18 protein-coding genes and 1 pseudogene are annotated in these 16,453 nt (G+C 69.4%); 10 read left to right on the top strand and 9 right to left on the bottom strand.

Annotated features, from left to right (window positions below):
* Nucleotides 1-156 precede the first annotated feature (156 nt).
* Nucleotides 157-822 (bottom strand): TetR/AcrR family transcriptional regulator, encoded by a 666-nt coding sequence (locus Mco01_RS09410; RefSeq protein WP_204056494.1) that lies wholly within the window; start codon nt 820-822, stop codon nt 157-159.
* Between the two features lie 105 nt (nt 823-927).
* On the opposite strand from Mco01_RS09410, the gene Mco01_RS09405 reads away from it, so the two are divergent.
* Together Mco01_RS09405 and Mco01_RS40505 are read left to right on the top strand one after the other, a co-directional pair.
* A complete protein-coding gene (locus Mco01_RS09405; RefSeq protein ID WP_204056493.1) occupies nt 928-1,875 on the top strand; it encodes an SDR family NAD(P)-dependent oxidoreductase in 948 nt (315 codons plus the stop codon).
* Between the two features lie 46 nt (nt 1,876-1,921).
* Nucleotides 1,922-1,995 (top strand): annotated as a pseudogene (locus Mco01_RS40505) (peptide-methionine (S)-S-oxide reductase MsrA); the annotation flags it as partial.
* Nucleotides 1,996-2,117: 122 nt separating this feature from the next.
* Here Mco01_RS40505 and Mco01_RS09400 read toward each other — a convergent pair.
* From Mco01_RS09400 to Mco01_RS09385, 4 genes are all read right to left on the bottom strand, one after another.
* Complete coding sequence (locus Mco01_RS09400; protein ID WP_204056492.1) at nt 2,118-2,327, bottom strand: hypothetical protein; 210 nt, start codon at nt 2,325-2,327, stop codon at nt 2,118-2,120.
* A gap of 153 nt (nt 2,328-2,480) precedes the next feature.
* On the bottom strand, nt 2,481-3,488 hold the full coding sequence (locus Mco01_RS09395) for an alcohol dehydrogenase catalytic domain-containing protein (RefSeq protein WP_204056491.1): 1,008 nt from the start codon (nt 3,486-3,488) through the stop codon (nt 2,481-2,483).
* A 24-nt stretch (nt 3,489-3,512) separates the two neighbouring features.
* A complete protein-coding gene (locus Mco01_RS09390) occupies nt 3,513-4,403 on the bottom strand; it encodes an SDR family oxidoreductase (RefSeq protein ID WP_204056490.1) in 891 nt (296 codons plus the stop codon).
* Between the two features lie 341 nt (nt 4,404-4,744).
* A complete protein-coding gene (locus Mco01_RS09385; protein WP_204056489.1) occupies nt 4,745-5,623 on the bottom strand; it encodes a helix-turn-helix domain-containing protein in 879 nt (292 codons plus the stop codon).
* Between the two features lie 409 nt (nt 5,624-6,032).
* Between Mco01_RS09385 and Mco01_RS09380 the strand changes: the two genes are divergently transcribed.
* The 6 genes from Mco01_RS09380 to Mco01_RS09355 all read left to right on the top strand — a co-directional run bounded on the left by Mco01_RS09380 (nt 6,033) and on the right by Mco01_RS09355 (nt 12,077).
* Nucleotides 6,033-7,202, top strand: coding sequence for a sensor histidine kinase (locus tag Mco01_RS09380; RefSeq protein ID WP_204056488.1), 1,170 nt, complete (start codon nt 6,033-6,035; stop codon nt 7,200-7,202).
* 5 nt (nt 7,203-7,207) lie between these two features.
* A complete protein-coding gene (locus tag Mco01_RS09375) occupies nt 7,208-7,894 on the top strand; it encodes a response regulator (protein ID WP_204056487.1) in 687 nt (228 codons plus the stop codon).
* A 35-nt stretch (nt 7,895-7,929) separates the two neighbouring features.
* Entirely contained in the window at nt 7,930-9,330 is a 1,401-nt protein-coding gene (locus tag Mco01_RS09370) for a nitrilase-related carbon-nitrogen hydrolase (protein ID WP_204056486.1), read from the top strand.
* Between the two features lie 168 nt (nt 9,331-9,498).
* Nucleotides 9,499-10,572: a sensor histidine kinase gene (locus Mco01_RS09365; protein ID WP_204056485.1), complete on the top strand. Its 1,074-nt coding sequence runs from the start codon at nt 9,499-9,501 to the stop codon at nt 10,570-10,572.
* A 40-nt stretch (nt 10,573-10,612) separates the two neighbouring features.
* Entirely contained in the window at nt 10,613-11,275 is a 663-nt protein-coding gene (locus Mco01_RS09360; RefSeq protein ID WP_239103476.1) for a response regulator, read from the top strand.
* Between the two features lie 133 nt (nt 11,276-11,408).
* Entirely contained in the window at nt 11,409-12,077 is a 669-nt protein-coding gene (locus Mco01_RS09355) for a hypothetical protein (RefSeq protein WP_204056483.1), read from the top strand.
* Nucleotides 12,078-12,099: 22 nt separating this feature from the next.
* Here Mco01_RS09355 and Mco01_RS09350 read toward each other — a convergent pair whose 3' ends face one another.
* Nucleotides 12,100-12,909, bottom strand: coding sequence for a helix-turn-helix transcriptional regulator (locus tag Mco01_RS09350; protein WP_239103457.1), 810 nt, complete (start codon nt 12,907-12,909; stop codon nt 12,100-12,102).
* Between the two features lie 127 nt (nt 12,910-13,036).
* Nucleotides 13,037-13,897 carry an SDR family oxidoreductase gene (locus tag Mco01_RS39010; protein ID WP_239103456.1) on the bottom strand — a complete coding sequence of 287 codons (861 nt, stop codon included), beginning with the start codon at nt 13,895-13,897 and terminating at the stop codon, nt 13,037-13,039.
* 92 nt (nt 13,898-13,989) lie between these two features.
* On the opposite strand from Mco01_RS39010, the gene Mco01_RS09345 reads away from it, so the two are divergent.
* Entirely contained in the window at nt 13,990-14,409 is a 420-nt protein-coding gene (locus Mco01_RS09345) for a MarR family winged helix-turn-helix transcriptional regulator (RefSeq protein WP_204056481.1), read from the top strand.
* 23 nt (nt 14,410-14,432) lie between these two features.
* On the opposite strand, the gene lgt is transcribed toward Mco01_RS09345, so the two are convergent.
* Together lgt and Mco01_RS09335 are read right to left on the bottom strand one after the other, a co-directional pair.
* On the bottom strand, nt 14,433-15,329 hold the full coding sequence (gene lgt / locus Mco01_RS09340) for a prolipoprotein diacylglyceryl transferase (protein ID WP_204056480.1): 897 nt from the start codon (nt 15,327-15,329) through the stop codon (nt 14,433-14,435).
* Between the two features lie 251 nt (nt 15,330-15,580).
* Nucleotides 15,581-15,931 carry a hypothetical protein gene (locus Mco01_RS09335; RefSeq protein ID WP_204056479.1) on the bottom strand — a complete coding sequence of 117 codons (351 nt, stop codon included), beginning with the start codon at nt 15,929-15,931 and terminating at the stop codon, nt 15,581-15,583.
* A gap of 19 nt (nt 15,932-15,950) precedes the next feature.
* Between Mco01_RS09335 and Mco01_RS09330 the strand changes: the two genes are divergently transcribed.
* Nucleotides 15,951-16,181 (top strand): hypothetical protein, encoded by a 231-nt coding sequence (locus Mco01_RS09330; RefSeq protein WP_204056478.1) that lies wholly within the window; start codon nt 15,951-15,953, stop codon nt 16,179-16,181.
* Nucleotides 16,182-16,453 lie beyond the last annotated feature (272 nt).

Raw genomic sequence — 16,453 nt, 5'->3', positions numbered from 1 at the left:
ACCAGCAATGCCTTTTCAAGGTGCCCAACGGCTACTGCGGCATCGGCGGTACCAACGTCAAGCTAGGTGACCCATCTAGGTGGGGCGCCTGCCTGCCCGACGGGCCTGGTTCCGACCGAGGACCGAGGCTCGAGGACCTGTCCAGTGCAAGGCAGGTCAGCGGCGGGGCAGCACGCCCAGGAGGGTTCCGGTCAGGGCCAGCTTCAAGGAGTCCTTCAGCTCCAAGTGGAAGCGGGCGAGGTCGGGCTCGGCCTGGTAGGCCGCCCGCAGGCTGGGTGGGGGTGTGCTGTACGCCGACAGCGCGCCGGCCATGACCATGGTTTGCAGGCTGAACAGTGTCGCGTTCTCGCCCAGCTCCGGCAGGTAGTTCTGGATCAGGGCGGACATGGTTGTCAGGCGGTCCAGGGAGGCGCGCTTGTAGCGTGCTACGACCTCGACGGAGACGTTGTGTTCCAGCACGCTGCCCTGGGCGCCGAAGAGGTCGCACAGCACCGCTCGGCTGGAGAGTGAGCGGCTGAGGATCTCGGCCACCGCTGCCGCTCGCTCGGCCATGGGCAGTTTTTCGTCGACGCCGGCCGCCAGCTCGTCCGCCAGTTCCGTCAGCCACTCCTGCAGGAATCGGTCCAGCAGTTCCAGCAGCACCGCCTCGCGAGACTCGAAGTAGCGGAGCACGTTCGGCTTCGCCAGGCCGACCCGGCGGCTGAGCTCGTTGAGGGTGACCGCGGCCACGGGCATCTCGTCGAGCATCGCCGACGCCATGTCGAGGATCGCCCGTCGGCGGATCTCCCGCTGTTCTTCGGTTCGCGCCCGCTGGAAAGCCACGGCCGCCAGTCTAATTTAAGTACCTCCGGTACGTTGACAACGTACCTCGAGTACCTTAGCGTCGTCGGCACAAGATACCTTCGGTACGTTACCTAGGAGCCTCGCATGAGCGAGAAGTGGACGACGGCGAACATTCCGGACCAGCGCGGGCGGGTGGCCGTGGTGACCGGGGCCAACACCGGACTGGGGTACGAGACCGCCAAGGCGCTCGCCGAGCGCGGGGCGTCCGTGGTGCTCGCCGTACGCAACGTCGAGAAGGGCCAGCAGGCCGCGGCCCGCATGACCGGCGACGTGACCGTGCAGGCGCTGGACCTGACCTCGCTCGACTCCGTCCGGGCCGCCGCGGCGGCGCTGCGGTCCCGGCTCGACCGGATCGACCTGCTGATCAACAACGCCGGCGTGATGTACACCCCGAAGCAGACCACCCGGGACGGCTTCGAGATGCAGTTCGGCACCAACCACCTCGGCCACTTCGCGCTCACCGGGCTGCTGCTCGACCGGATGCTGCCGGTGCCCGGCTCGCGTGTGGTCACGGTCAGCAGCATCGGCCACCGCGTCCGGGCCGCGATCCACTTCGACGACCTGCAGTGGGAGCGGTCGTACAGCCGGGTCGCCGCCTACGGCCAGTCCAAGCTGGCCAACCTGATGTTCACGTACGAGCTGCAGCGCCGGCTCGCTGCGCACGGCACCACCGTCGCCTTGGCCGCCCACCCCGGCGTGTCCAACACCGAGCTCGCCCGCAACAGCCCCGCGGCCCTCCGGCTTCCGCTCACCTGGCTCGCGCCGCTGATCGCCCAGACGTCGGCGATGGGCGCGTTGGCGACCCTACGCGCCGCCACCGACCTCTCGGTGCTCGGCGGCCAGTACTACGGTCCCGGCGGACGCTACGAGATCATGGGCCACCCCCGGCTGGTCACCTCCAGCCCGGAGTCGTACGAGGTAGCCGTCCAGCAGCGGCTGTGGGCCGTCTCCGAAGACCTCACCGGAGTGAGGTTCCCCGTCGTTCAGTCCAAGCAGAACTCGTATCCCTCCGGATCGGCCATCACGATGTAGCCCGCGCCGGGAGGAGGCGCCAGCTTCTCCTCGGGAGAACCGCTAGCACCAGCAATACCTTTTAAGGTGCCGAATGGCTACTGCGGTATCTGCGGCACCGGTGTGAGCTGCTCCGTCGGCCAGAGCCGTTTTCGGCGAGAACCTTCATTACAGGGTCAAGCCGGGAGGCGGCCCGCTGTTGACAGGAATCGCAGCGTTTCTCCCCTGCGCGGGAAACATCACAGAGGATGCCGCTGCTCGGCCTAGGCGCGCGTGATCAGATGGTGCACGATCAACGGGTCACGGATGTCGCTCAACTCCACCACCCTGCCAGGCTCGCGGAGCCATTCCATCCGGATGTTCCCGTGGACGACCTGAGGCGGCCCCAGCTGCTGGTACTCGTAGCTCACCGACCGCGGCCCGCCGTTACGGAAGGTCACAAGTACCCTGCGGTCGGTTGCCGTGTACCGCACTGTCCAGTTCGTACGCCACTCTCGCAGCCACCGTACCGGGCCCATGTTGAGCGCGAGGCCCTCGGAGTTGCGATGTCGTGTTCCGGCTGCGCTGAGAAGGCTCCAGACGCTGAGCGGCCTGTCCGGTGGGCCTTCTCGCCGGTCACCTGCGCCTTAGAAGACGATCACCCGGCGGCCGTGGACACCACCTGCGGCCATCGCCTCCAGCGTCTTCGGCGTCTCGTCCAGCGAGATCTGGGTGATCTCGGGCAGGATGTTGTGGAATGCGGAAAAGCGCAGCGTGTCGCGCAGGTCGTGCGGGGAGCCCGACGGGTTGGCCATGACGTGCAGCCGGTTGAGGACCATCGGCATGGTCGGCAACGAGAGGTTGTCCGCGTCGTACCCGCACAGCACGAGCGTGCCGTCGGGGGCCAGCCCGCCAAGCGTCGACGCGGCGGCCGCGGTGGTGGGGGCCGCGTTCAGTACGACGTTCGCGCCACCTTCCCAGGCCTTCAGCGCGACCGCCGGATCCTCCTCCCCGCCGGCGATGAACCGCTCGGCGCCCAGTCCCAGCGCCTCCTGCTCCGACCGGCGCGAATGCCCGATGACCGCGACGCGAGCGCCCATGGCGACGGCGTACCGGATGGCAAGTGCCCCGATGCCGCCGGCACCGATGACCGCCACCCTGGACTCAGGCGTGATCCCGGCCCGGCGCAAGCCGTTGTAGGCGGTGATGCCCGCGCACATCAGCGGCGCGGCCGCGATCGGGTCCAGCCCGTCCGGAAGCGGGGTGACGAACCCGGCCTTGAAGATGCCGTACTCGGCGTATCCGCCATCGGTCATGATGCCGGTGATCCGCTTGGACGGGCACAGAATCTGCTCGCCCCGTACGCAGTAGTCGCAGTGCCCGCACGAGTCGTACAGGAACTGCGCCCCGACATGGGTGCCCACCGCCGGGAAGGTGACGCCCTCCCCGACAGACTCCACCACTCCGGTGACCTCATGCCCAGGGACCACCGGGAACCGGGCGAACGGGTAGTGCCCGCGGACCAGGTTCAGGTCGGTGAAACACACCCCACACGCGATGAGCCGGACCAGCACCTCACCCGGCCCTGGCGTGGGCACATCCCGTTCCACGATCGACAGAGGCTCATTCACCCCGGTCGCGACAGCTGCACGCATCGCTACTCCTCTTCTCTGTCAGTTCTACTTGTGAACGGTGAGCAGGTCATCGAGGCCGATGCGGGCGTAGAACTCGCGCCGGACGCGGTCGGCGACATTCGAGACCTCTTCGGATCCGTCGTTCGCCGGGTCGATGTGAACCCGGTACGGCCGCTGCCCGGGCGGCAGGGCGACGATCCGGGCGATCTCATCGGAGACCAGCGAGACGTCGGCTTCCGCGGGGAACAAGGCGGCGAGCTTCTGCGAGACCTGATCCATCAAACCCGTATACCTGGCCTCGTACTCCGTCTCGACGTCGGTGTCGGCCGGGCGGCCCGAATGGGCGAAGTGGTTGGTTCCGCTGGTGAACGATCCCGGGACCACGATCGAGGTCTCCACGCCCCACCGGGCCAGCTCGGCGGAGTAGCTCACGGCGAGCGAGTCCATGCCGGCCTTCGCGGCGAAGTACGGCGCCAGGTACGGCGGGGTGCCGCCCTTGACGCTGGAGCTGGACACCCAGATCACCAGGCCCTGCCCACGGTGCCGCATGCCCGGCAGCACCGCACGGTTCACGCGTTGGGTCGACAGGACGTTCACGTCGTACAGCTCGGCGAGTTGCTCAGGGGTGAACGCCTCGACCGGGCCGACCACCATGTGGCCGGCGTTGTGGATCAGAACGTCGATCCGGCCGCAGTCGGCCTCGATCTGCGCGATCGCCGCGTCGACGGACTCCTGTGAGCTCACGTCCAGTTCGATCGAGCGCAGGTCCACGCCGTACTCCTTGGCATAGTCGGCGGCAGCCCGGACCTGCGGTGCGTTGCGGCCGGTGGTGGCACGCATCCCGGCGTAGACGATGTTGCCGGCATCGGCCAGAGCGCGCGCGGACAGCGCGCCGAAACCGCTGGACGCCCCAGTGATGACGATGACGTTGGTCATATGGATTCCTCTCCTGTCGGTCGTGCGACGTGCGCAGGACGAACATCCCGGCTCGGCTTGCCCGGCGAACGCCGAAGCCGGCGACGATGGTGGAAAGAGGTCCCGACACTGATCGGGATCTCGGTGACGTCCTCGCCGCGCCCTGTCGGGAGACCGCGCCGGGACGGCGCTGCGACCCCACGTGACCTGCGCTATCGCAGTCGATGTCGCAATAGGACCGCGGCACTCCATCAACGCCCGCCCAGATTGCCAGATGCGGCCCGCCCGATATGTCGGTAAATTGCGCAATGTTCGCCCGGGGTTGCGCAGACCGTGCGCCGGCCCTGGTGCCGGCTCAACGATCACCCCGCTCGGAACTGGCGGCGGAACTCTGTGGGGGACAGGCCGAAGCGCCGGCGGAAGGCGGCGGTGAACTGCGCGGGGCTGCGGTACCCACAGGCCACAGCGATGTGCAGCACCGGCTGAACGGTGTCGCGGAGCAGATCGGCGGCCCGGCTCATGCGCAGGTCCACCAGGTAGCGGTGCGGGGTGGTACCGGTCACCTTGGAAAACGTGCGCAGGAAGTGGTACTTACTGATGTTCGCCTGGGCGGCGAGATCGTCGAGACTCACGTCCTCGTGCAGATGCTCGTGCATGTACGCCGTGACGCGCCGCAGCGCGGACTCGCCGAGCGCGGCAGGCCGCACCTTGGTCGCGATCTCCGACTCCAGGCCGTACAGCAGGTGCGTGGCGAGCATCTGCGCGATCGAGTCGGCGTACAGGGCCGGCGCGCGACTCTGCAGCGCCCGCCCGACCGCCCGTCCCGCCGACACGACGAAGGGATCGTCGAGCAGCAGAGCGTCCGGCAGCCTCCGCTGCCATGGACCCTTCTCGCCGAGTGCCTCAGAGATCTGCTTGAGCAGGTCCGCGCTCAGGTGCAGGTGCAGCGACTCCAGCCGCTGCGCCGACGTGCTCTGCCAGCGCAACACGCTCACGTTGTCCGGCGACGTCACTCCCACTGAGCCGGGATAGTAGTTCGCCTGCCGCCAGCGGCGGCCCTTGCGGCTCTCGATGGCGTATGTGCCGCTGGTCACCAGCACGATCAGTAGGTCACTCGACTGCGCGGTGGAGAACTGCTCCACCCGCGGCGGATCGACGTACGTGCGGGCGAGCATCGTCTGCCAGCCCAGCTCTCCGCTGCACAGAACCCGCTCCCCCGGAAGCGAGAACTCAGCCAGCATGCTGCGCGCGAAGACCTCCTCCGGCTGCCGGCCCCCCCTTGATTCACGATCAGTTCCCCTGAGCATCATCGCTGACCAAATTACGGCATAGGACGAAACGCCAGGTCATCCGGGCTAGACGTCTCGTCAAGGCGGGTGCGAGGCGACCGGGAGGACCGAGCGTTTCCTCTTCCGTGACCCCAACGGCTACTGCGGCATCGGCGGCACCGGTGCCAACGAAGGTGACCCTTCGGCCTGGTGCCCGACCGGGCTGACGACCTCCGGAGGAACGCGCCTTCGACGCCGCCGACCTCCACCTCGGGCGCCGAAGGACACGGCCCACCCCTGACTTTCGTCAGGCCATGCTCCGGTGCTCCTGGTCTGTAGCGGTCAGCCCTGTCGAGCACCCCGTTCGCGACGGAGGCCGGGGATGATCACTTCAGAGAGTGAAGGCAGCGGGCGGATAAATCCTGATAATGGGCGGATGTTCGCAGCGGGCCGGATCGGTAGGGCGGTTGACGGGGCGCTTGCGTTGGGCGTGGTCCTGGCTACGGTTGGGCCGCTTCTACTGCCCGATCCCAAACCGTGGTGGATCATCGGGCTGGGGCTGTTGGCGTCGGTGCCGGTGTGGTGGCGTAGGCAGGCACCGATGGTGGTCGCGGCGGTGGTCGGGGCGGCGATGTCGGTGATGGTTACGTGGGAGAAGCCCTTTTTGCCCTTTGGGCCGCTGCTGGCCGTCTACACGATCGCCGACGTGAGCCACACGTGGAAGAGGCTGGCGGCGATTCCGTTGATCGTCGCGACTGTGGGTGTCTCGCTGGTGCTGCCGGGAGAGAACGACGAGACCTTCCGGCTGATGGGGACTGCCTTCGTGGCCGCCTACGCGCTGGGCACCAGTGCCAGGGCGAGTCGTTCGCGAACTGCCGAACTGGCCGAGCGGGCGCGGCGGCGGGAGCAGGAGCACATCGCGGCGGCGGCCGAGGAGCGCACCCGGATCGCGCGCGACATGCACGACATCGTCACCCATTCCGTTGGGCTGATGGTGGTTCAGGCCGAGGCCGGGCCGGTGGTGGTGCGCAGCGACCCAGACAGGGCCGAGGCGGTTTTCGACGCGATCGCCGACACGGGAAGGGGTGCGCTGGCCGAGCTTCGGGGGGTGCTCGCCGCGCTGCGGTCCCCGGGCGAAGGTGGCGGACCGTCGTGGGGTCGTGCCGGCGAGCGCCTGGGCGAGTCGCTGTTTCAGCCCCGTCTGGCCAACCTCCCTGCGCTGGTCGAGCACAGTGGCCTCGATGTGGTGAGCACGACCGTCGGTATCCCGCGCCCGGTCCCCGAAAGCGTTGAGGCCGCCGTCTACCGCATCGTTCAGGAGGCGCTGACCAACGTGCGCAAGCACGCCGGTACGCGTGCCGTACGCCTCACTCTGACCTGGCTGGAGAGCCTGACGGTGGAGATCGCCGACGACGGGCGGGGGCCGGGCCAGGGCGGCGGTTACGGGCTGGCTGGGATGCGGGAACGGGCGGCGGCATGTGGCGGAACGCTCAGGGCCGAGTCGGGGCAAAACGGGGGATTCTTGGTGAAAGCTGAATTTCCGCTTGAATAGCCCGCATGTTGCGGGTGCTCATCGCCGACGACCAGGACCTGTTCCGCGCGGGGTTCGGGCTGATCCTGGACGCGCAGCCGGACATGGAGGTGGTCGGCGAGGCCGCCGACGGCGAGGAGGCGATAGCTGAGGCCAGACGGCTCGAGCCGGACGTGGTCCTGATGGACGTGCGCATGCCGGGCACGAACGGCATCGAGGCGACCAGGGAGATCTGCGCCACCACCGCCGCCAAGGTGCTGGTGCTGACCATGTTCGACCTCGACGAGTACGTCTACGACGCGGTCCGGGCGGGAGCGAGCGGTTTCCTGCTGAAAGACATCCGGCGCGACGAGCTCGCCCACGCCGTACGCACCGTCGCCTCGGGCGATGCCCTGCTTGCCCCGGCGGCGACCAGGAGACTGCTCGAGGACCTGGTGCGCAGGCCCGCCCACGGCGTCGCCCCCCGGCTGGCGGCCAGGCTGGACGCACTGACCGAACGCGAGCGCGAGACGCTGAAGCTGGTCGCGCGCGGCCTGTCGAACGCGGAGATCGCCGCCTCGCTCACGGTCACCGAGCACACGGTCAAGACGCACGTCAGCCGCATGCTCACCAAGCTGGACCTGCGGGACCGGGTCCAGGCCGTGGTGCTGGCCTATGAGTCCGGGCTGGTGGTCGCCGGTGAGAGTGACAGCGGAGATCGCACTCGAGACTGACGCGCCGGCAGGGTGAGGAAAGCACGATCGTCGGCATGGAACGCATCCTCCTCACCCTCGCCTCCGCCGTCCTGATGCACTTCGGCACCGGTCTCCACCCCGTCTGGTGGCTCACCTGGCTCGCGCCGCTGCCCGTCCTCTTCCTGGCTCGCCGGGCGGGCAGGGGTACGGCTTTCACCGCCGGGACGCTCATCTGGATCGCCGGCCAGGTGCAGATGTGGCCGTACTTCACCAGGACCCTCGAGATGCCGCCCGCGCTGGTCGCCGCCCTCATCGCCGGCCCCGCGCTCTGCTACGGCCTGGGCGTGCTGCTCTTCCGCACCCTGCTCATGCGCGGCAGGCCGCTCCTGGCGGCGGCAGCCGTCCCGGCCGTCTGGGTCACCACCGAGTACGTCATGAACCTCGCCGGACCGCACGGGGCCTGGTGGAGTCTGGCGTACACGCAGGCCGACTTCCTGCCCGTGCTGCAGACCGCCTCTGTCACCGGGGTCTGGGGCATCACCTTCCTCCTGCTGTTCGTGCCTGCCTCGATCGCGGTCCTGCGGCCACGGGCGGCGGTGGTCTCGGGCGTGCTGGTGGCGCTCACGCTCGGCCACGGGTTCGTACGGCTCTCGACGCCCGCCGACACCGGAGGACGGAAGGTCGCGCTGGTCGCGACGGACAACTCCGAGGATCTTGTCCGCCGGTACGGCGAGGCCATTGACGCCGCGATGGCCCGCGGTGCGCAGATCGTGGTGCTGCCCGAGAAGGTTTTCACGACCGCCGACCTGCCGTTCGCCCGCCCGGGTGTGGAGGTGGTCGCGGGGATCGCCACGGAGACCAACAGCGCGGTGAGCTACCCCTCCGGCGTGCGCTACGACAAGCACCACATGATCCCCGGGGTGGAGCGCGGGTTCCGGCCCGGCACCGGCTTGGCCTTCCTCGACGGCAATCGGCTCGGCCTCATCATCTGCAAGGACCTCGACTTCCCCGGCCTGGTCAGGGAGTACGGCAAGGCCGGCGTCGCCGCCCTGCTCGCGCCCTCCTGGGACTTCGACGAGGACGCGTGGCTGCACAGCCGCATGGCGGTGGTGCGCGGCGTGGAGAACGGCCTGGCAGTGGCCCGTGCCGCACGCCAGGGATGGCTGACGGTCAGCGACAACCGCGGCCGGATCGTGACCGAGCGCTACAGCGACAGAACGGGCCTGACCACGGTCACGGCCACCCTGCCTCGGGAGGGCTCGGCCACCCTCTACACCGCCCTGGGCGACTGGGCCGCGTGGGCCTCGGCCGGGTTGCTGCTGCTCGCGCTCGGCGTGCTGGCCCGTACGAAATCTTCCAGCTCGGTGAGCGAGGGCCCGACCGACGGGACCCAGCACGGCTCCTCGGGCGGGGGTGTGGGCAAGCAGGTACCGTTCGGGGACGACGTGGTCGACTCATACCGACCAGGGGCTTGACTCGTTTGAGGTCTCTCACGCATGACCGACGCGGGCACGAAGCGAAGCATGCGTTCGTCTTTCTCGGCAAACGCAGTGCCCTCCTACGCGGTACCGAAGCCGGCCTAACCGCACCAGGCAGCACTTCGAGTAGCCCGGAATCTCTGCTTTCATATCATCGTGCGTACCGTGCCTGCATGGGACGCGGTCGCGGCGCTGCTGCTGGGCGCGTTCATGGCCGCGGGGTCGCTCGTGGTGCGGGTCACCCAGCCGGACGCCCGCCCGGTGACCACGCTGGGGGTGGCGCTGCTGGTGGGGTGCGGGCTGCCGCTGGCCGTACGGCGGGCGCTGCCCGTCTTGGCCTTCGCGCTCGCCGTGGGCGCCGCGACGGCCTACCTGGCGCTGCGGTTCGGGGGCTGGCCGGTCTACATCGGCGCCTTCGCCGGGCTTGTGGCGCTGGTCTCCGGGGTCGTCAGGACTCGGCGGTGGGTGCCGCCGGCCGCAGTCGGCGGCGTGGCGGTGGCGGTCGCCACCGGCCCGACGGAGGGCTGGGACCCGATCAAGATGGTCGCAGTTGCGGTGATCTGGGCGGCGGTGGCCGTGGTGACCGCGCTGTCTGCGCAGGTCCGGCGGCGGCTCGCCGAGCAGGAGGCCGCCGCCCAGGTGGCGCAGGAACGGCTACGGATCGCCCGGGAGCTGCACGACGTCCTGTCCCACAGCCTGGCCTCGATCAGCCTGCAGGCCGGTGTCGCGCTGCACCTGGTGGACCGCCGGCCCGAGCAGGCCGGGCAGGCGCTGCACGCGATCCGGGAAATCAGCAACGAGGCCCTCGCGCAGGCCAGGGTGGCGCTTTCGGCGGTCCGCGGGGCGGGCGAAGCCGGGCCCGGGCTGGCCGACCTGGACGCGCTGGTGACGTCGGTACGGGCGAGCGGCCTGCGGGTGGACCTGGACACCCGGCTCGGCGGTCGGCCGGTTCCCGAGGTGATCGGCGCCACCGCCTACCGGGTGGTGCAGGAGGCCCTGACCAACGTGATGCGCCACGCCGGGCCCGGGGTCCACGCGCGGACCCGCGTCGCGCGGGCCGGAGACTGGCTGGAGATCGACGTGACGGACGACGGCGCCGGTGCCGAGGCACCGGCTCTGGGCCATGGACTGCGCGGGATGGCCGAACGGGTGGACGCCGCCGGGGGCGAGCTGCGGGCCGGACCGGCGCCCGGCGGCGGATTCGCTCTGCACGCCCGGCTGCCGCTCGGGGCGGCGTGATGGGCGTGCCGCGGGCCGTACCGGGAGTGGTGCGGTGAGCGTGCTGCGGGTCGTGCTCGCCGACGATCAGGTCATGATCCGCTCCGGGCTGCGGGCGCTGCTGGCAGCCGAGCCCGGCCTGGAGGTGGTCGCCGAGGCCGGTGACGGGCGGCAGGCGCTCGCCGCCGTACGCGCTCACCACCCCGACGTGATCGTGATGGACATCCGGATGCCGGTGCTGGACGGGCTGGCCGCCACCAGGGTGATCGCGGCTGATCCGGAGCTGTCCGGCGTGCGGGTGCTGGTGCTGACCACCTTCGACGAGGACGAGCTGGTCTTCGAGGCCATCCGAGCCGGCGCGGCCGGGTTCCTGCTCAAGGACGCCGACCCGGCCGAGCTGCTGCGCGGCATCCGGGTGGCTGCCGCCGGCGATTCGCTCCTCGCCCCGCAGGCCGCGCGCCGGCTGGTGGCGGCCTTCGCCGTCGGGCCTGCCCCAGCCGGCCCCTCCGCGCGGGCGCTGGACCGGCTCACCGATCGGGAGCGGGAGATCGTCGCGCTCGTCGGCAGAGGGCTGTCCAACGACGAGATCGCCAGGCATCTCGTGATCAGCCCCGCCACCGCCCGCACCCACGTCTCCCGGGCCATGGTCAAGCTCGCCGTCCGCGACCGCGCCCAGCTGGTCGTCTTCGCCTATGAATCGGGCCTGGTCCGCCCCGGGCGCTGACATACGTCCCGCTACGTACGCCCGCGCTCCGGGTACGCGGGAACGCGCAGTCCAAGTGCCGTATGCCGCCCGACGACCCGGCCGACCTCAAGCGGGAAGCTGCTCGCAGTGACTCGACCCCCCGGAGGCGACCATGACGACCTTGACCACCACTCTCCCTGGGTACCAACGCCTGACCCGGATGGTCCTGGCGGCATCCATCGTCGGCGGGCCGCTGGCCTTCCTCGTCGGCGGCGTGTTCAGCCCAGCCGTCCACCAGGGCGGCCAGGCCACCTTGGACGCCGACGACGCCATGGGCCAGACCGGCAACGCCGTACGGCTGGCCGCGTTCTTCGCCGCCTCGCTCCTGCTCCCCCTCAGCGCCATGGGACTGGCCCGCCTGGCCTACGACCGGGCGCCCTGGCTGGCCACGATCGGCGGCCTGATCGCCGTACTGGGCTGGCTGCCGTTCTCCGCCCTGACCGCCCTGGACGACCTGGGTGTGGCCATGCTTCACCCGTCCGCCCCGTCCAACGCCGAACTGCTGGACCGGTTCAGCACCGACCTGATGATGAACAGCTATCTCATCATCTACGTCATCGGCCATCTGGTGGCCTACATCCTGCTCGGCATCGCGCTCCACCGGGCCGGGGCGGTCCCCGCGTGGGCCGCCTGGGCGATGGCGCTCAGCAGCCCGTTGACGGTCGCCGCGTTCGTCCTGCCCGGGCGCCCCATCGTCCTCGGCACGGTCGCCCTGGGCATGCTCGTCCTGGCCAGCCTGCCCGCGGCCGCCTCGACCCTCCGGCGGTCACCGCGGCAGTGACCTGTCTCCGAAGGCTGGAGCCTCAGGCGGGTCTGGGTGATGCGGCCCGGACGAAGCGCTCGCCCCATTCGCGGATGTAGGTGACGAACTCCGGCGGGCCCAGCACCTCGAACTCCGAGCCCACGTTGCCCAGCGCCTGGGCCGGCCAGTCCAGTGAGGTCGAGGTCATCCTGAGCAGGCAACTGCGTTCGCCGGCTTCTTCGACCATCCCCCACTGACCGACCGTCGTGCGCACCCGTGCGGCAGGTGCGTGCACGAGTGCCTCGAGCGTGTACGGCTCGGGCACGCCGCCGACCGCTCTGACGAACGCTGCCGCATCCTGCGTGGGCAGGTCGCGCGGGCGGAAACGTGCTCCCGTCGCCTGCGCCTCCGTCAGACGGTCGAGCCGGAAGCTACGCCAGTCCTGCCGGGTCAGGTCGTAGGCGACCAGATACCAGCGGCGGCCGAGGGTCATCAGCCGGTACGGCTCGACCTCGCGCGATAAGGGCTCGCGGCCTCGCGGGGCGTAGGAGAAGCGCAGCCGCTCCTCGTCCCGGCACGCCTGGGCGACGGTGGTCAACACGTCCACCGTGACGACCGGTTCCGCCGAGGTCGCGGAGACCGTCGCCCCGCGCAGGAGGTCCACGCGGCGGCGCAGCCGAGGCAGCATGACCTGGACGACCTTGGTGAGGGCCCGGATCGCAGACGCCTCCATGCCCATGATCGCGCTCCGTGCGGCCTCACCCATGCCGACGGCGAGCGCGACCGCCTCCTCCTCGTCGAGCAGCAGCGGCGGCAGCACGGCACCGGGCGCGAGCTGATACCCGCCGTCGGTCCCGCGCGCGGCGTGCACCGGATACCCCAGCTCCCGCAGCCGGTCGACGTCACGACGCTGGCCACTGCTTCCGTCTGTTCCTCGCTCTACGCGATGGTGGGACGGCCTGCTCCAGCGAGGGACTTCTGCGTCCCGTGTCGTTGCTCTATTCAAGTTCGAGTCGCAGGGCGTCGGCGTTTCGGGTGCACCAGTCGGCGAAGGTGCGAGGGCGGCGGCCGAGCAGGCGTTGCACGGTGTCGGTGCGTACTCCGGTCGTGTCCGCCCGCATGATCGCGGCGGCTTCGAGGATCGCGTCGGCAAGGGGCTTGGGCGCGCCGTTGGGATAGCGGGAGCGGACGATCTCTTCGGGGGAGGCCGCCGCACGGACCTCGATGTCGCGGCCGATGGTGTCAGCGATGATCGCGACCTGTTCGGCGATGGTGAGCGCCTCATCGCCGGTGAGGGTATAGGTCTGGCCGTCATGGCCGTCCTGGGTCAGTACGAGGCCGGCGACGGCGGCGATGTCGGCCGGATCGATCGGCGCAGAGCGGCCCGGACCGGTCGCGTCGAGGACGAATCCCTCATTCTTAATGGACGGTACCCATTCCAGGGCGTTGGTCGTGAAGCCGCCGGGACGCAAAATCGTGGCCGGTATGCCAGACATGCGCAGGAGATGCTCGCGTTGGTGGTGCCAGCGGCCCATGGCGGGTACCGGATCGCCGGAAACCCAGATGGACGACAGCAGCACGATGCGGCGCACTCGCACGGCGCGGGCGGCGGTGATGGCGTTGCCGGCCTGGTCGGTGCCGATGCCCGGGGTGAGCAGGAACAGCCGGTCGATACCGTCGAAGGCGGGGGCGAGCGTCGCGGGATCGTCGAGGTCGCCGACCACGCGCTCGGCGCTTGCGGGGAGGCCGGCCGCGCGGGCCGGGTCGCGGACGAGGATGCGGAACGTCGCGTTTCTCGCATCGAGCTCGCTGGTCAGCTCGCGGCCGATTCTCCCAGTGGCTCCGGTCACCAGTATCATCGAGACTCCTAGTCGTTTGCCGTCTAACGATCGCTCGAAACGTTAGCCGGTTAGTGATTAGCCGTCAATCGACCTGCTGTCCGGAGGTGGCGGTGCCCGAGTTCCTCGACCTGCACAGCAAGACGACGAAGGTGCTGCGTGCGCTGGTCGAGACCGCCATGCGCCGCCATGGACTGCACCAGGGGCAGGATCATCTGCTGGCGGCATTGTGGGAGCGCGACGGCAGCACGCCCGGCGAAATCGCCGCCGCCCTGCATGTCACCACGCCCACGGTCGTCAAAATGGCCACCCGGATGAGCGCCGTCGGCCTGCTCACCCGAAGCCGAGACGAACGCGACAGCAGGCTGGTCAGACTCTGGCTGACCGATGCGGGCCGGGCGCTCCGGGAGCCGGTCGAGGCGGAACGCCGCAGCCTGGAAGAGAAGATCACCGCAGATCTGACCGAGGACGAGCGTCACCAACTGATGATCGCGCTTACCAAGGTCTACAAGTCGGGCAGCGGCCTGCTGTGACCATGGCCGCCGCCTTTGTCACGTCAGGTGGTCTCGATCGGATCGGCGGCCCGCCCGCCGTTCTCCTCGTGCGAGGCCTTGTGTTGTGAGGCCGGCTCCACGATCTCTTCGACGTCCTTGTTGCGAGTCACCCACATATAGACCAGCGCGCCGATGAACAGCACGATCGAGGTCCACTGGTTGATCCGCAGCCCCAGGAGCGTCACCGCGTGGTCCACTCCGCCCACCGGGTCGACCCGCAGCCCCTCGATCCAGAACCGCCCGAACGTGTAGCCGGCGACATACAGGGCGAACAGTCGGCCGTGGCGCAGCGTGAACCGCCTGCCGGCCAGAATCAGCGCGAAACCGAGCGCCGCGTCCCACAGCGACTCGTAGAGGAACGTCGGGTGGTAGAGCACGCCTGGCGTGCCGCCGTGCGCCTGGTCGATCTCCAGGCCCCACGGCAAGGTGGTCGGACCGCCGTACAGCTCCTGGTTGAACCAGTTGCCCCAGCGGGCGATCGCCTGCCCGAACGCGATGGTGGGCGCGACCGTGTCGGCCGCGGCGCCCAGAGACAGTCCCCGGCGGCGGCAGGCCAGCCAGACGCCCACGCCTCCCAGGGCGACCGCGCCCCAGATGCTGAGCCCGCCCTCCCATATGAACAGCGCCTGGTAAGGCTCCTTGATCGCGCGCGGGCCGAAGTAGGTCTGCCAGTCGGTGATGACGTGGTAGAGGCGAGCGCCGATCAGGCCGAAGATCACGCCGGGGACCGCGATGTCGCTGATCGTGCCCTTCTTCCCGCCACGGGCGCGCCAGCGGCGCTCGCTCAGCCAGGTGGCGAAGACGATCGCGACGAGGAAGCACAGTGCGTAGGCCCGGATCGGGATGAATCCGAGATGCCAGACCCCTTGGGAGGGGCTGGGAATCGAGGCGAAGGGCATGCCGGTGAGGCTAGTCAACGGGAGGCCGCTTGGCCGCCCATGCGACCTGATCGCAAACATTTGCGGGCGTAGACGAACCCGTACGGCATTCGACGACGGCCGGTACCCGTGATGCGGTGAAGGGCTTCGGCTGCTCGGGGGCCTGTTTCAGGTCCGATGATCGTTCGCCACGCGCGGCGAGGGGTCGTCGGCCGCGACGAACGCCGCCGCGACACCTCCGGCACGCCGACCAATCCGGACGGCTCGGTCGATCAGTAGGCGCACTGCACCACGACGTCGTCGAGGTCGACCTCCGCGGCGTGCCAGTACGGGTTCCGCTGCACGACGGCGAACCGCAGCACGACGTCGGAGCGTTGCGCGGTCCAGCTCACCGTCTGGAGCTCCCAGCCGTGGACCCAGTCCTGGGTGATCGACTTCAGTGCGATGTACGTCCACGTGTCGGGGTCGATCACCTCAAGGTTGAACTGGGCCATCTCGCCCCACAGGTCCGTCCAGACGCCGGCGGTGCATCGTGCCCCCGGGTGAATGCTCACCGGCGTGAGGGTGATGGTCCGCCCGAGCGCACACCAGTCGCCCTTCGTGTAGGCCGACATGCTGGCCATGCCGCTCCCCGTGCGTGGCGTGTTCGACGCGCTGCCGAACACCGGCCCGCCGCACCCCCCGTTCGCGGTGAACGTCCATCTGGACGCCGGATTCGTCGACGGCTCGAACCCGTCGGTGAGCTGCCAGATCCCCGCGGACGCGGGCCCCGCCGGCACGAGAACCGCTGCGACGGCGATGACCGCCGCCATCAACGCACGCGACAATGCTGAGCGCATGTGTGAACTCCCACGTCTCGACCGAAACCAATGAATATGGTCCACGTCGAGAGGGCGCCCACTCGCGACGACACCGTCATTGTGGTGGCTGCCACGGAAGTGTCAAGAAATATGGTTTCAGATTCGCCCGGCGGACAGCCATCCGTCTGTGACGCTTGCCCGGAGCGGGACTCCAGCGTGTCCGACGAGTCCTCGCAACTCGGAGGAACATTCTTTTGGACGCCTCAAAAAGATTCTCTTACTGTTGAAGAATCCAGAAGGCCGGCTACCCACTGGACGGGAGCTGACCGGCTTTAGCAAGCTCCT

It is taken from the genome of Microbispora corallina, assembly GCF_016863035.1.
Lineage (GTDB): Bacteria > Actinomycetota > Actinomycetes > Streptosporangiales > Streptosporangiaceae > Microbispora > Microbispora corallina.
The sequence above is the reverse complement of the archived record's forward strand: the minus strand, read 5'-3'. Positions and strand labels throughout refer to the sequence as shown.

Coding starts and splice junctions, on each gene's coding strand:
- Mco01_RS09405 (WP_204056493.1), top strand. CDS start 928: ATGAGCGAGAAGTGGACGACGGCGAACATTCCGGACCAGCGCGGGCGG.
- Mco01_RS09395 (WP_204056491.1), bottom strand. CDS start 3,488: ATGCGTGCAGCTGTCGCGACCGGGGTGAATGAGCCTCTGTCGATCGTG.
- Mco01_RS09390 (WP_204056490.1), bottom strand. CDS start 4,403: ATGACCAACGTCATCGTCATCACTGGGGCGTCCAGCGGTTTCGGCGCG.
- Mco01_RS09385 (WP_204056489.1), bottom strand. CDS start 5,623: ATGCTGGCTGAGTTCTCGCTTCCGGGGGAGCGGGTTCTGTGCAGCGGA.
- Mco01_RS09380 (WP_204056488.1), top strand. CDS start 6,033: ATGATCACTTCAGAGAGTGAAGGCAGCGGGCGGATAAATCCTGATAAT.
- Mco01_RS09375 (WP_204056487.1), top strand. CDS start 7,208: ATGTTGCGGGTGCTCATCGCCGACGACCAGGACCTGTTCCGCGCGGGG.
- Mco01_RS09370 (WP_204056486.1), top strand. CDS start 7,930: ATGGAACGCATCCTCCTCACCCTCGCCTCCGCCGTCCTGATGCACTTC.
- Mco01_RS09355 (WP_204056483.1), top strand. CDS start 11,409: ATGACGACCTTGACCACCACTCTCCCTGGGTACCAACGCCTGACCCGG.
- Mco01_RS39010 (WP_239103456.1), bottom strand. CDS start 13,897: ATGATACTGGTGACCGGAGCCACTGGGAGAATCGGCCGCGAGCTGACC.
- lgt (WP_204056480.1), bottom strand. CDS start 15,329: ATGCCCTTCGCCTCGATTCCCAGCCCCTCCCAAGGGGTCTGGCATCTC.
- Mco01_RS09335 (WP_204056479.1), bottom strand. CDS start 15,931: ATGGCCAGCATGTCGGCCTACACGAAGGGCGACTGGTGTGCGCTCGGG.